At 35.1% G+C, this 13,879-nt stretch carries 14 protein-coding genes and 1 pseudogene; 4 read left to right on the forward strand and 11 right to left on the reverse strand.

Annotated elements, in window-relative coordinates; translation table 11 throughout:
• Nucleotides 1–71 precede the first annotated feature (71 nt).
• From glpK to ACUN28_RS24225, 9 genes are all read right to left on the reverse strand, one after another.
• Nucleotides 72–1,562, reverse strand: a complete 1,491-nt coding sequence (gene glpK, locus ACUN28_RS24185; RefSeq protein ID WP_016089017.1) for a glycerol kinase GlpK — start codon at nucleotides 1,560–1,562, stop codon at nucleotides 72–74.
• Nucleotides 1,563–1,574: 12 nt separating this feature from the next.
• Nucleotides 1,575–2,396, reverse strand: a complete 822-nt coding sequence (gene glpF / locus ACUN28_RS24190; protein ID WP_016089018.1) for a glycerol uptake facilitator protein GlpF — start codon at nucleotides 2,394–2,396, stop codon at nucleotides 1,575–1,577.
• A 228-nt stretch (nucleotides 2,397–2,624) separates the two neighbouring features.
• A complete protein-coding gene (gene glpP, locus ACUN28_RS24195) occupies nucleotides 2,625–3,185 on the reverse strand; it encodes a glycerol uptake operon antiterminator GlpP (RefSeq protein ID WP_016089019.1) in 561 nt (186 codons plus the stop codon).
• 88 nt (nucleotides 3,186–3,273) lie between these two features.
• Nucleotides 3,274–3,723 carry a helix-turn-helix domain-containing protein gene (locus ACUN28_RS24200; protein ID WP_016136591.1) on the reverse strand — a complete coding sequence of 150 codons (450 nt, stop codon included), beginning with the start codon at nucleotides 3,721–3,723 and terminating at the stop codon, nucleotides 3,274–3,276.
• A gap of 357 nt (nucleotides 3,724–4,080) precedes the next feature.
• Complete coding sequence (locus ACUN28_RS24205; RefSeq protein WP_016089021.1) at nucleotides 4,081–4,932, reverse strand: DUF2935 domain-containing protein; 852 nt, start codon at nucleotides 4,930–4,932, stop codon at nucleotides 4,081–4,083.
• Nucleotides 4,933–5,103: 171 nt separating this feature from the next.
• Nucleotides 5,104–5,304, reverse strand: a complete 201-nt coding sequence (locus ACUN28_RS24210; RefSeq protein WP_000449230.1) for a sporulation YhaL family protein — start codon at nucleotides 5,302–5,304, stop codon at nucleotides 5,104–5,106.
• A gap of 77 nt (nucleotides 5,305–5,381) precedes the next feature.
• On the reverse strand, nucleotides 5,382–6,257 hold the full coding sequence (locus tag ACUN28_RS24215; RefSeq protein ID WP_033659809.1) for an alpha/beta fold hydrolase: 876 nt from the start codon (nucleotides 6,255–6,257) through the stop codon (nucleotides 5,382–5,384).
• A 272-nt stretch (nucleotides 6,258–6,529) separates the two neighbouring features.
• Complete coding sequence (locus tag ACUN28_RS24220; RefSeq protein WP_016089023.1) at nucleotides 6,530–7,507, reverse strand: ring-cleaving dioxygenase; 978 nt, start codon at nucleotides 7,505–7,507, stop codon at nucleotides 6,530–6,532.
• Nucleotides 7,508–7,551: 44 nt separating this feature from the next.
• Nucleotides 7,552–8,496 (reverse strand): ring-cleaving dioxygenase, encoded by a 945-nt coding sequence (locus tag ACUN28_RS24225; RefSeq protein WP_016089024.1) that lies wholly within the window; start codon nucleotides 8,494–8,496, stop codon nucleotides 7,552–7,554.
• Between the two features lie 923 nt (nucleotides 8,497–9,419).
• On the opposite strand from ACUN28_RS24225, the gene ACUN28_RS24230 reads away from it, so the two are divergent.
• Together ACUN28_RS24230 and ACUN28_RS24235 are read left to right on the forward strand one after the other, a co-directional pair.
• Complete coding sequence (locus ACUN28_RS24230) at nucleotides 9,420–10,046, forward strand: LysE family translocator (protein WP_000432978.1); 627 nt, start codon at nucleotides 9,420–9,422, stop codon at nucleotides 10,044–10,046.
• Nucleotides 10,047–10,263: 217 nt separating this feature from the next.
• A pseudogene (locus ACUN28_RS24235) lies at nucleotides 10,264–10,544 on the forward strand (Tn3 family transposase); the annotation flags it as partial.
• A gap of 213 nt (nucleotides 10,545–10,757) precedes the next feature.
• On the opposite strand, the gene ACUN28_RS24240 reads toward ACUN28_RS24235, so the two are convergent.
• The gene (locus tag ACUN28_RS24240; RefSeq protein ID WP_016089025.1) at nucleotides 10,758–11,090 is read right to left on the reverse strand and encodes a DUF1904 family protein; all 333 of its coding nucleotides are present in this window, start codon (nucleotides 11,088–11,090) and stop codon (nucleotides 10,758–10,760) included.
• A 612-nt stretch (nucleotides 11,091–11,702) separates the two neighbouring features.
• Between ACUN28_RS24240 and ACUN28_RS24245 the strand changes: the two genes are divergently transcribed.
• Entirely contained in the window at nucleotides 11,703–11,930 is a 228-nt protein-coding gene (locus ACUN28_RS24245) for a hypothetical protein (protein WP_016089026.1), read from the forward strand.
• A gap of 178 nt (nucleotides 11,931–12,108) precedes the next feature.
• The gene (locus ACUN28_RS24250) at nucleotides 12,109–12,495 is read left to right on the forward strand and encodes a hypothetical protein (RefSeq protein ID WP_016089027.1); all 387 of its coding nucleotides are present in this window, start codon (nucleotides 12,109–12,111) and stop codon (nucleotides 12,493–12,495) included.
• 411 nt (nucleotides 12,496–12,906) lie between these two features.
• On the opposite strand, the gene yhaM is transcribed toward ACUN28_RS24250, so the two are convergent.
• A complete protein-coding gene (gene yhaM, locus ACUN28_RS24255) occupies nucleotides 12,907–13,851 on the reverse strand; it encodes a 3'-5' exoribonuclease YhaM (RefSeq protein WP_000726648.1) in 945 nt (314 codons plus the stop codon).
• Between the last annotated feature and the right edge of the window lie 28 nt (nucleotides 13,852–13,879).

The raw sequence follows: 13,879 nt of genomic DNA on the forward strand, positions 1-13,879 counted from the left end.
ATAGCGCGTTGTGGTCTCTCCAAATCTCCTACCGAATTATTAACTTGTCACCATTATAACACTGTTTATGATTATTTGAAAGCTTTTGTTGCTTCAATTGCTTTTTTCCATCCAGCATATAGCTCTTCGCTTGTTTCCGCTTCCATCGTTGGTTCAAAGCGTTTGTCCATATGCCACTGTGATTTAATTTCATCTTGGTTTTTCCAATATCCAACCGCAAGACCAGCTAAGTATGCTGCACCTAAAGCAGTCGTTTCGTTAATCACTGGACGCTCTACAGGAACATCTAAAATATCACTTTGGAACTTCATTAAGAAGTTATTTTTAACAGCTCCGCCATCAACGCGTAATGTTTTCAGTTCAATACCTGAATCTGCTTCCATTGCGCATAATACATCTTTCGTTTGGTACGCTAAAGATTCTAGTGTTGCACGGATGAAATGCTCTTTCGTCGTACCGCGCGTTACACCAAACATAGCACCGCGTACTTCACTATCCCAGTAAGGTGTACCTAAACCTACGAATGCCGGTACAACGTATACACCGTCCGTTGATTCAACGCGAGAAGCATATACTTCACTCTCACTTGCATCTTTAAACATGCGCATTCCGTCACGTAACCACTGAATTGCAGAACCTGCTACGAAAATACTTCCTTCTAATGCGTAGTTTACTTTACCATCTATTCCCCATGCAATTGTTGTTAATAGACCATGCTCAGAAGCTACTGCTTTTTCACCTGTGTTCATTAACATGAAGCAACCAGTTCCGTAAGTATTCTTCGCCATACCTTCAACGAAACAAGCTTGTCCAAATAATGCCGCTTGTTGGTCACCAGCTACACCTGCGATCGGTACATTTTGACCGAAGAAGTGATAGTCAATTGTTTCAGCATAAATTTCAGATGATGGACGTACTTCTGGAAGCATGCTCTTTGGTACTGTTAACATGTCTAGAAGCTCATCATCCCACTGTAAGTCATGAATGTTAAACATTAATGTACGTGATGCATTTGAGTAGTCAGTTACGTGCGCTTTACCACCAGATAGTTTCCATACAAGCCACGTATCAATTGTTCCGAATAATAGATCGCCGTTTTCTGCTTTTTCTCTTGCACCTTCAACGTTATCTAAAATCCATTTTACTTTCGTACCAGAGAAGTATGCGTCAATTAAAAGACCTGTTTTTTCGCGAACCATTTCGCTATAACCTTTTTCTTTTAACTCATCACAAATTTCAGCTGTTTGGCGAGATTGCCATACAATTGCGTTGTAAATTGGTTTTCCAGTCGTTTTATCCCACACAACCGCTGTTTCACGTTGGTTCGTAATACCGATACCAGCGATTTGTTCTGGTTTTACATCTGCTTCACTTAAGCAAGTTGCGATAACTGCTAAAATAGATCCCCAAATTTCTTGTGCGTTATGCTCTACCCAACCTGGCTTCGGAAAATGTTGTGTAAACTCTTTTTGAGCTGAATGAACAATTTCACCTTTTTTATTGAAAAGAATTGCGCGTGAGCTAGTTGTTCCTTGGTCTAATGAAAGAATATATTTTTTCATAATGGTTTCCCCCTATGCTACTTTTCTACTATTTGTGTTACTTTCACTTTTTTTACTTGTCATATAAGAGATTGCTAGTACAATCACAGTTGCGATAATCACATAAATAAGTGCTGAGTTTTGTTTTCCTTCAAATACAACTTGATGGAATAAACCTGCAAGTGATCCACCTAAAATTGGACCAACTACTGGAATCCATGCATACTTCCAATTTGAACCGCCTTTTCCTGCAATCGGAAGGAAGAAGTGTGCAATACGCGGACCTAAATCACGAGCCGGGTTGATTGCGTATCCTGTTGTTCCACCTAATGATAAACCAATACTTACAATTAAGAAACCTACGATGAATGGATTTAAACCATCTGCAAATTTATTTGCTCCAATTGCTAATATACCAAATACTAAAACGAATGTTCCAATCATTTCACTTAAAAGGTTTGTAAATGTGTTCGGAATTGCTGGACCTGTTGCAAATACACCTAATTTTGTTCCTGGATCTTCTGTTTCTTTCCAGTGTGGTAAGTAATGTAAATATACAAGAACTGCCCCGATAATTGCCCCAATCATTTGTGCTGCGATATAACCTGGTACGTCACTCCATGGGAACGCTCCCTTAAATGCTAATCCTATCGTTAAAGCCGGATTCAAATGTGCCCCACTAATTGATCCTACTGCATACGCTGCAACTGCTACCGCTAAGCCCCAGCCCATTGTAATAACAATCCAACCAGAATCTTTCGCAAACGACTTCTTTAAACTTACACCAGCGCAAACGCCGCCACCAAGTAAGATTAACAACGCAGTCCCTACTAACTCTCCTAAAAATGCTGACATAGTATCCCTCCACAATCAATTTAAACGCTTCCAAATGTGATAGAGGTAAAATGAATGGCCATTCGTTTTTGTCAAAAGAAAAAGACCCACAGCTTTGCACGCTTCTATATAAGTTTATATAGAAACAATGAAATGTGGATCTCTACTTTTCTCCGTCACGTTTATTAACTTGTCTATAATGTTAACCTCTCATGAAAGCGGTGTCAACAGAATTTTTTCACATTTTCGTCACTTTTTTTGGTAATGTTTCCATAGTTCGCGTTTTGATGTCGTAATTGCTGTCGCACCAGCATTTAACGCTTTCTCCACATCATCAACTGTACGAATGAAACCACCTGCTAAAATTGGTAAACCAGTGCGCTCCTTCACTTCAGTAATAACATCCGTTAACGCTCCTGGAAGCACCTCTATATAATCTGGCTTCGTCTTTTCTAAAAGATTACAACTCTTCTCCATTGCACTAGAATCAATTAAAAAAATACGCTGAATTGCGACAACACCCTTTTGCTTCGCCTTCATAATTACGCTCGCCTTTGTCGAAAGTAACCCGTACGGTCTAAACTCTTGGCATAAATATTCCGTCGCATGCCCATCACTCTGCAAACCATGAATTAAATCCACATGTAAAAACACCTTTTTACAATATTGCTTCGCAAGTGATATAACACTCTTCAATTGACCGACATGAATATCTAAAATAACGATATATTCATACGAACTATGTAATAGCTTTTCCAAATCTTTAATTTGCCTCACTGCCGGCAAAATCTTCTGTTCATGAAATTCCATTCTAAATGTCCCCTTCTTTATGTCATCCTATCCTTTATAGTACACAATTTAAGTGAAAAGAACAGCTAGTGTAGGGGATTTCTTTCCTCTATCTATATATTTTCTTCAACTTATCAGAAGCCGTGCCACCTATGATCATTAATATAAGAGGTAGAAAGTTCATTACATACGGTGCGTCCGCTATAATGGTAATGCTCGCTCCGGCAAATTTATTTAACATCCATACAACGATTTTTGTAAGAAACAGAAATACTCCCAGCATGAATAGACTATCGAAAAACACCTTCCATTTTGGATATGCTAATTGCTTACTATCTTCAATTACTTTCTGCGTCAACTCTTCATCACTCCTTAGCATCTCATCAATCGTAATACCGAACAGATCGCTTAAATGAATAATAATTTCGATGCTCGGATAGTTCTTTCCCGTCTCCCATTTCGAAACAGATTGCCTACTTACATGAATTTTTTCAGCCAAATCATTTTGCGACCAATTTCGTTTCTCTCGTTCTTGTTTTAAGCGTTCACTAAAAATCATACTGTGTTTATCACCTCTCTACGTCTAGTATGGACAAATAACTGATGAAGAGTAAAGCTAGTTGTCGTTGCGTAGCCTGTGCAACTTGTGCGTTACAGCTTGTAATGGCGCTATTTCATATGCTATACGATGTAGGTTTCATATATTTTTCTTCTATAATAATTTCCCGAACAATAATACAAAGAATTAATACTAATAAAGACTAAATGAGGCATAAAAAATACGCTATCCTTTCTTATCATTCTCCAGAAAGAATAACGTAAAGTTCCATTTTCAAACCTTTTCTTCAAAAAAAAGAAGCTAACAATAAATTGTTAACTTCTCAACTGAAAGTAAAATAGTATCTTTCCTTATCTTCTAATATCTAGGTTGTGATTGAATATTTGTAAGATGAACATCAAACATATCAATGATTTCAAGAAATCTATCAGCTTCACGGAAAACATGATCTGCCAATAATGGGTGAATGATGCTCTTTATTTTGCATTGCTCAATTAAATCACGTGCTGTTTTCTTAAAATCCCGAAGAGATGCAACCGACACACGATTTTGATCTAAAAATTGATCTAAAAGAGGGACTGTTTGGGATTGTGGTTTCATTGATTCTAAGTCAATTGCTTGATACATTAATGCATCAAAATCATTGCTAAAATTCCGAGCTGTATCTACAAGCTTTCTTTCCGATGGATCAAGAAGATGACCAATAAATTTAGCATGGTCTGCCATAATCCTTAGAAAGAAAACATTTTCTTTAATAATAGCATCAGGAAGAGCATCTAATTTCCCTTCATTTAATTCCATTAAACGTTTTCTAAAATAATCTGCTTCCCTACTTGTATGATCAACTAACAGCGGAAAGTTATTTTGTCCTGGCAATTTACATGTGAGAATCAACCCTAAAATTTTTCGTTTAAATCCCCAAATATTAGTTGCGGCTTGTTGTACTTCTGCATTAAATCTTTTTATTTGCTCAGGATCTGTTTCATTTGTATAGGAATGCGCTATTTGTTCAATATGTTCAAACAATCGATAAAATTGATTCGCCTCTTCAATTAGTTGCGTATCCTCGCATCTAAATCCAAGGCGAAGAAAAAAAGAATGCTCTTTCATAATCCTAGACCAAAAATGAATTTCATTTAATGAACGCTCAACAAACATTACAGATGTAACACCTGTATCAGGATGTAATGATGTTTCATCCCTATGCATTGTTAATCCCCCCCAGTAAATAACACGCTAGTTCCATTCTTATGAGTAGAAATATATATAAATACCATCAATAAAAGTTCATGATGAATTTCGTATACATGCTTTCCAAAAAGAAAAAGGCTACCACCTAGATGTAAAGTTCTACTAGATGGTAGCCATTCAAAATTTCTATTAAAGCAATACCGAATCCTTATCACTACTCTGATTACGTTTCTCACGCTCTTCTTCTAAGCGCTTCATATACACTTCGCCTTCTTTTTCGATAAACTCATTATCCATCTCTTGCTCTTTTTTTGAAGTATATAAAACCATGTAGCCACTTAGTACAATCCCAACAATTACAAGATACACCCACCATGGTAAAGTTTCCACTCCACTTCATTCCTTTCCTTAGACAAGCCTTATTAGTTTCACTGTATGAGGAAAGAAGTGGATTTATGCTTAAAATTTTATCGTTGTGGATTCTTCGCGAAGAACGCTTGTACATATTCCATAAACTCTATTGGTTCCTGGCGAAACGGCGCATGGTATCCTTTTTCAATAATATGGAACGTACTATTTGCAAATAGCTGATGATACAGCTCACCATTTTTCCAAGAAACGCTCTTATCGTGTCGTCCCCATATAATTAAAGTAGGCACCTTAATTTTATCAGCTTCCATCGCAATGCGGCGCTCTCTCATTTTCGTCAGCTGATCATAATGCTCTTTATCGTCGCGACTATTTTTTACTTCATCTTTATTATAATTCGTAATCTCTGTTACCGTTTGAAGATCAGTTGATAACGGCGGCACTTCATAACTTTCTTTTTGCTGGAAAGACTCTATTCCTGTAGAATCTGCCAAAATGAGATGCGTCACTGCATCCGGATATAAATACGCTAAATTGAGAGACATCTCTCCGCCCATTGAATGACCGAGCACCGCAAACTGATCGTATCCAAGCTTCTTCATTAACTTATAATATAAATTCACTTGCGCAGGAAACGAATACTGAAAATCAACTGGCTTAGAAGAACGCCCAAATCCTAAAATATCAACTGCGATAATTGTGTGATCTCGCGCAAGTTCCGGATAAATATCACTAAATCCATCAGAAGAACCACCAAACCCGTGCAGCATAAGTAAAGGTGGCTTTCCCTCACCAATTTGCTTAAAATAAATCGTCTGCCCATCAATCTGTGCCATACTCTCTTTCGTATTTATCTTCATCATAACAGTATCTTTCACTTCTCCAACCTTCGCAATCGGCTTATCAACGAAGTTACAAACGATTAACAAAACGAGCACAATACCGCTAATCATATAAAACTTAAACCGTTTCAACATTCCCGTCTCCTTTCTCTTGTTGCTATTTAAAGTTTTTACATTATTTGGTTTTTTTATGATTAATTTTAATTGTAACTATAACAGTTACAATTATACTAAAAAAATATTACTCACTGCCATTGTTAAAGATTACTTTGTAACTATTATAGTTACATATAAAAAGTAAGTCAATTATTTTATTCAATATACTTATAAAGCGAAAATAAAAAAAACAAGTATTTTTAGCTATCAGCCAAAAATACTTGCTCTCCTACTTATTACCTCTACTTTTACTCTTTAATAAATTCCTTTGTACTTCTCACTGTATCGATTGGACGAACTAATTTTTCGATTTCTTCACGTTTTGGCTCTAGGAATGGAGGTAATGATAACTTTTCGCCAAGTGTTTCGTATGGCTCATCTCCCATAAATCCTGGGCCGTCTGTTGCAAATTCAAATAAAATTTGTGGTGCAACTCTTGCGTATAATGACTCGAAGAAGTGACGGTCTACATAGCCAGATGAAGGAAGTCCAACGCTACCGATTCTCTCAATCCACTCTTCTAATACAGCGCGATTTTCTACGCGGAATGCAGCATGGTGCACTGTACCAAAACCTTGTCTTGCTTCTGGGAGAACTGTATTATGTTCTACAATGACAGAAGCACCATTTCCACCTTCGTTTACTTCAAATAAATAGAATTCTCCTTCTTGCGCAACCTCTTTAAATAATAGAACTTTTTCTAACACTTCTTTAAAGAAACTAAAGTTCGCGATTCGAATAAATACAGGTCCTAAACCAGTAATTGCATATTCTAATGGAACTGGCCCGTTTTGCCACGGTGTACCTGATTCGATCCCTTTATCTAATTCATCAGATATTAATTGATAGTGTTGATCATCGAAATCAACGAAAGAAAGAGTTTTCTTACCAAATTGCTCTTTAATGCCTGTATGCTCCACTTCAAGACGGTCAAAGCGTTTTACCCAATACTCTAATGCTGCATCAGTTGGAACACGGAATGAAGTTTTTGAAATTTCATTTGTACCGTGTACTCCTTTTGGAATACCTGGGAAGTCAAAGAATGTCATATCTGTTCCTGCACTACCTTTATCATCTGCAAAGAATAAATGATACGTTTGAATATCATCCTGGTTTACTGTTTTTTTAACTAAACGCATTCCTAAAACATGAGTGAAAAATTCATAGTTCTTTTCTGCACTACTTGTAATCGCTGTAACGTGGTGAATTCCTTTTAATTGGTTCATTTTATATTCCTCCAGTGGTTTTAAGTTTTATATTTTCTCTACTATTACTTCTCTTCAATAGGTGCTAAATTCGCTTCAATTTCTGCACGCTGTTCTTCTAGAAACGGTGGTAAATCCAGTTTTTCTCCTAAATGTTCCACATCTCCATCAACTGTAAATCCTGGTCCATCTGTCGCAATTTCAAATAGGATTCCGTTTGATTCGCGGAAATATAAGCTTTTAAAATAGAAACGGTCGATGATTCCTGAAGACTGGAAGCCCCTTTGTATCACCTGTTCTTCCCAATAAGCAAGCTCTATATCGTTTTTCACACGAATTGCTAGGTGGTGAATGCTACCGCGGCCCGGCTTTTCAGTAGGACCATCTAAATATTTCACAACGATTTCTCCAAAAGCTTCTCCTTTAATGGACTGAAAAATCGCTTCTTCGTCATTTCGGCTAAACTCTGTATAACCAAACATCTCTGTAAGTGTACTCGCCATTTTATCAAGTCTACGAACTGTCATTTCCACAGAACCCATTCCTTGGATTTGATGTTCAGCAGGAACTTCTGATTTCTCCCAAGTCTCCCAGTGCTCCACTTTTTCTCCGTTTGAAACGAGTAGTACTAAGCGAAGACCTTCAGCATCCTCAAATTGCAAAGCAGGACGATTTGCATATGTTGTCATTTCACTATGTTTCACATCAAATTCCTCAAATCGTGCTTTCCAGTAATGCAAGCTATCCTCTGAAGGAACAAGTAACCCAATTCGAGTAATCGCATTCGTACCACGGTATGTTTTTCCTACTAAAGGAATTTCGAAAAACGATAGTTCCGTACCTGGACTTCCTGTTTTATCTCCGTAAAATAAGTGATACATTGACGGATCATCTTGGTTCACTGTCATTTTCACGCGACGTAAACCAAGTACATTTTTATAAAAGTGATTATTTTCATTTGCATTTTTCGTAACCATTGAAATGTGATGATGCCCTTTAATTTCATACATTGATAATTCCTCCGCTTCATTTTACTAGTCAAGTGATAATTAAAAAATAATATGCTTCTTAGCTTTTCAATTTATTCTCATTATATTTTTGTAAATTCATCTTAGTTTTTACTGAATAAGTTACTTCGTTTTTTAATCGAAAGCAAGTGAGTGTATGTTTTTCATATGACTCAATCGCTTTCGTTACTATCACTTTACAACTCAAGTGATTAAAAAGCAAGTGAAAAATCTCGAATTTGAGATTTTTTTAGTTAAATAATATTTAGGGTGTAAAATCATTAATTTCTGGATAGCGTCACTATCAAACTAAAGACTCATAGCTCCCCATGCCCATCAAGCTAACAAGAATACACTACCCCAAAACGATAAAAATGAACTTCGTTGCTATAAAAGATAATTTTTTTGTTCCGAGGGGATTATAGAATTTTATATCTTTACAATTATTTATGGGGAGTTAATTCATTTTTTCAAGAATAAGTAATTTCTTAAATAAAAGGTCACGTACCTCTTCCTTATGATAATTAATTTTTGGTGATTGATAAGAAATTTAATGAATGATTATTCGAATATGCTTTCGTAAATCTTAAATGTAGTTTTTGGATAATGTTTGGTCAAGTTGATACTAATACCCTCGATAAACGAAAGAAAATTAAGAGTATTCCGAGAGAAAGCAATTAAAAAACGCTCTTAATTTATTTAATTGAGTTATCCTTTCATGCAAAAATCTGATTATTCATGTAATTGACATTCCATTAAAACGCTCATTTACAGACGAACATTATTCAAGTGAAGCCCTCTATAATTCAATTACAACACCTTGAAAGTTTCTGATACTATCCTGATCACACTTTTTATATTTAATGTTTTAAGGAAAAAAGCTATACTATAAGCGAAACTAAAAATCAGAAAGGAAATACCAGAACATGGAAAATTACTTGCTATTTATCCTTACAGCACTCCTTATTATAATGATGCCTGGTCCCGGTTTTGCTTTAGTTACAAAAAACACTATCTCTCATGGTAGAAATGGTGGGATAAAGACCGTCTTAGGAACGGTATCTGGAATGATGATTCATACAATAATGGCTACACTAGGACTCTCTGCTATCTTAATGAAATTTGCTATGCTATTTACATTAATAAAATATGCTGGGGCATTTTATTTAATTTATTTAGCTGTAAAGTCAATTAAAAGTGCCTTTTCTAAAAAAGAAGATATGTCAGGTTCAGTGGAAATAAACTCTAAGGATATTGGAACGGTTAAAAGTTTTAGACAAGGATTTACCACGGCAATCTTAAACCCAAAAACGGCTGTATTTTTCCTTAGTTTTCTACCCCAATTTATTGTGAGTAATCAAAGTCATTTCTTCCAATTTCTTTTGTTGGGATTCACATTTACGACTTTGACAGCAATATGGTATTTACTTTATATCTCTCTAATACGTCAATTAAGAACTTTTTTAAGAAAAGAAAAGGTGAACCGTACAATAGAGGGTATTACTGGCACAGTATTATTAGTATTTGGAGTTAGGTTATTTTTCCAAAAATAAATATGTAATAGAGAGATTTTAAAGCTTTCGGTTTTTCCAATAAATGAAGCAATATAAAAAGTATGGCTTTCAAACAGTAAAAAAGTTAACAAGCGGGTGCGTTTGTGGAGTAAGCTTCAATAAAATAACCAAACTTTTTATAAAAAAGTGAATCGATTATATTAAATAAGAACATGTTTTGATTAACATGTTCTTTATATTTGCCTCTATATCATGATGGTTGTTTTTTGGCCGCGATGGTATTATTACGGAAAACGATCCAATCGAACAAGAAAAACGTATTAAATACAATGATTTAATCACCAATTCTGTAATTTTTCAAAATGTAGTAGATATCACTATAATTTTATGGCAACTAAAAAAGAAGATTATCGCTTTTCACGCCAAGATTTAGAAAGGCTAAGTCCTTATATGACTATGCATATAAAACGCTTTGGGGATTATGTAATTGATTTACAGAAAATCCCCCAACCAATAGAAGAAGCAATCCCTTTATAAACTCAATAGGTCAAAGTTGGAAAAAAGGAAGTCTATGGCCTATTTTTACACGTATCTCGGCTGTACCCCATATTGATATAAAGGCGTTATCCTTTCCTATGATTTCTCAGAAAGAATAACGCCTTTTTCTTTTTAGGGGGTATTTTGTCTAGTTAGCTTAATAGCGATGTGGTTCTACCCCTTATAAATGTTACAAAAATCTTTCAAATAGCTCTAACTTGCACAATGCTTCCCGTTAATATAATACGCTGATTCTGTGAAAACCGTAAATACAACCTCTACTTCTGGAAGTCCAAAATCCATTATATAAGTAGTAATGGCCTTGGCAAATCGATCACGAATTTCCTGTCCACGCTCGAACCATTTCACTTCAATAAGAGGAAACGCTTCTATTTCTTCTCCATTGAATACAAACGTAGAACTTGGTAGTTCCAACGTAAAATTATCCGTACCACACTCACAAATCTCTGCGAGCTCTTCTACTAATGGCTTGCTTATGTGTTTTAATTGTTCAGTAGTAATTCCACGAAACACAACATGCGGCATGTGAATCCCTCCGTTAGATAGTTTTATATTTGCTCACATCATAGCACAATTTATTTTGCTACACTAGAATCTATTGAAGCAATACAAGTATTGTAACTATTTAAAACATGTGAGAGCTCGGTAATTGGGTAAATAAAAAATGCCTTATCATTCTCCCTGTAAGGAGGCATGAGAGGATCTCTATTAGGAAAGGGATGGTGCGCTTATATATTAAAAAAAGAAAGGACACCCTAAAGTGCCTTCCTCCGACTTGATAACCACTTTAATTTTAATAACATTGGATATTATTTTACCACGTTAAGTAATATTGGTCATTGAGAAAGTCAAATACGTAGTGTTCATATATAGTGACCCCTAGGATCAAACAAGATTTAATACAGTTTTTTGGTTGATCCAAAAACAAACGAGAAATCTAAAACCGCGCCAGAATAGGAATGTATGAAAAAATGCATAGGTCCATAGAACGAAAAAAGGAGGTTCCTCCTTTTCCTTGCTGCTGATAATGAGACGTTATGTAAACATGAAATGAATACTTTATGCAATCAAAATACCTTTCATTATCTATATTCTTGATGTGGTACAATCTGGATAAAAGGTAGAAGGAGAAAGACAATGAAAGAAATTATTAAAGAGATTGTTTCCAAAAACAAAAGATACAAGGTTCAAGTGATCAAACGAAATAATGGTTTTTTCACTACAGAAGTTTTTGCTTGGTTTTTGGATTATGAATATGAGTATTGGGCTCCTATTAAACAAGGAATATCGTTAATTGATACAGAAAAACACGCTATAGCCATAGCAATGGAAGATTTAAAGGTATATTCAGGTGAGAATGATTAGTGAGTGTAGATTACTATGAAAGTCATTGTTTCTTTAAAAAACACATTAAGAATCTCGTTATTAATCAAAATTATGCAAAACAATAAGTTGTTACATTTTCGTTTTATGATAATATAGAGATATAGAGATTTCAGAAAATATCATCAATATTTTATTTTTATATAAGGAGAGACTTAATATGTTAAAACAAATTTTATTAGAAGAGAATGAAAAAGTGAAAAATCAAATTAAAGCTTATTATAAATATAGCAATTTGACTTCTCTTTCAATGTTAAGCGGTATAATTTCTAATTCTCCTGATGTATTTGGATTATTGTTATCAACAAATAAAAGAATAATTTTTTATACAGAAACAATGAAAATGAATAAAATTCTTTTTGAAATTAAACATGAAGAACTCATAGAATTTAAAGAACAGAAGCAAACTGTTGGTTTATTTAAGAAGATTCCTTCAATTGTTATTTGTCATGAAAAAGGGGAAGAAGTTTTTTCAACAATGGGAGATTTAGAAAAGTTTTCTGAATTAAAATGTTTTTTTGATGAAATTACTACGAATCACGGATAAAGCAAATATATTTACTTCCGAGAACGATAATTATGTAAATAAGCTGTCCATATGGACAGCTTATTGTATTTTTTGCTTAGCATATTTTTTCTGAAATGCTGGCGGTACTCCGATCTAGTCGAGGGAAGGCACCTTAGGGTGTCTTTTTTATATAAGGATCCCTCTCACCTTTTAACAAAAATAGATGCTAAACAAGTTTCAACTCTTATTTTTAGGCCTGTTATACAGGCTGAAGCGATTCTAAGTATCTGCCATATTAAAGTTGATATGCTCCCATTCTAGTGGTGAGATATGTTTTAATCGTTCTTCGTTAACCCCATGCGTACTTCTTAACCATTTCATTTAATTTTTAATAAAAAAACAGCCTCACTAAGCGTATTAACACTTAATGAGGCCATTCGATTCACACTATTAATTATGGAACGTCGGCTTATAGAACGAACGATTATCAAGAGCAAAGACACGTTCTGTGTATTCGCCTGGTTTTGTGCGTCCTAATGCGCGGTCCATCATGTTCATTTTTGCATCTAAGTTATCGATGTAATGCAGAATTTCTGCCTCTTTTACTAATGGTGGTTTTGGGCTACCCCATTCTGCTTTTCCGTGGTGAGAAAGGACGATGTGTTGAAGAATTAATACTTCTTCTGCATCGATTTGCAATTCGTCTGCAGCTTTCCCAATTTCGTTCACCATAATAGAAATGTGGCCTAGTAAATTTCCTTCTAACGTGTATGTTGTGGAAATTGGACCAGATAATTCGATTACTTTACCAAGGTCATGTAAAATAACGCCTGCATATAGTAAGTCTTTATCTAATGATGGGTATAGAGCTGAAATAGCTTTCGCTAAATCAAGCATCGATACGACGTGATAAGCTAGTCCAGATACGAACTCGTGATGATTTTTCGTCGCTGCTGGATATTCTAAAAATTCATTTTGATGCTTATTTAATAAATGTCTTGTTAGACGTTGAATGTTCGGGTTTCTCATTTCAAATATGTATTGCGTAATTTTCTCGACCATATCTTCTTTTTTCACTGGTGCTTTTTCTACGAAGTCTGAGATGTCCGTTACTTCATTTTCATTCGCAACTCGGATTTGTTTCACACGTAATTGAATACGTCCTTTGTAGTTTAGAATGTCACCAGCTACTTTAACGATTGTTTCCGCTACATATTGTTTCTCAACTTCTGGTGATACGTCCCATAGCTTCGCTTCAATATCTCCACTTGGATCTTGTAAGATTACTGTTAAAAACGGCTTTCCATTGCTTGCTAGACCTTTTGTCGCTGTTTTAATTAACAAGAAAACATCGACTTGTTCACCAACTTCATATTCTGCAATTTTCTTTTTCATTCGAATTCCTCCACCATATCAGTTACTT

This window comes from Bacillus sp. WC2507 (assembly GCF_052656125.1).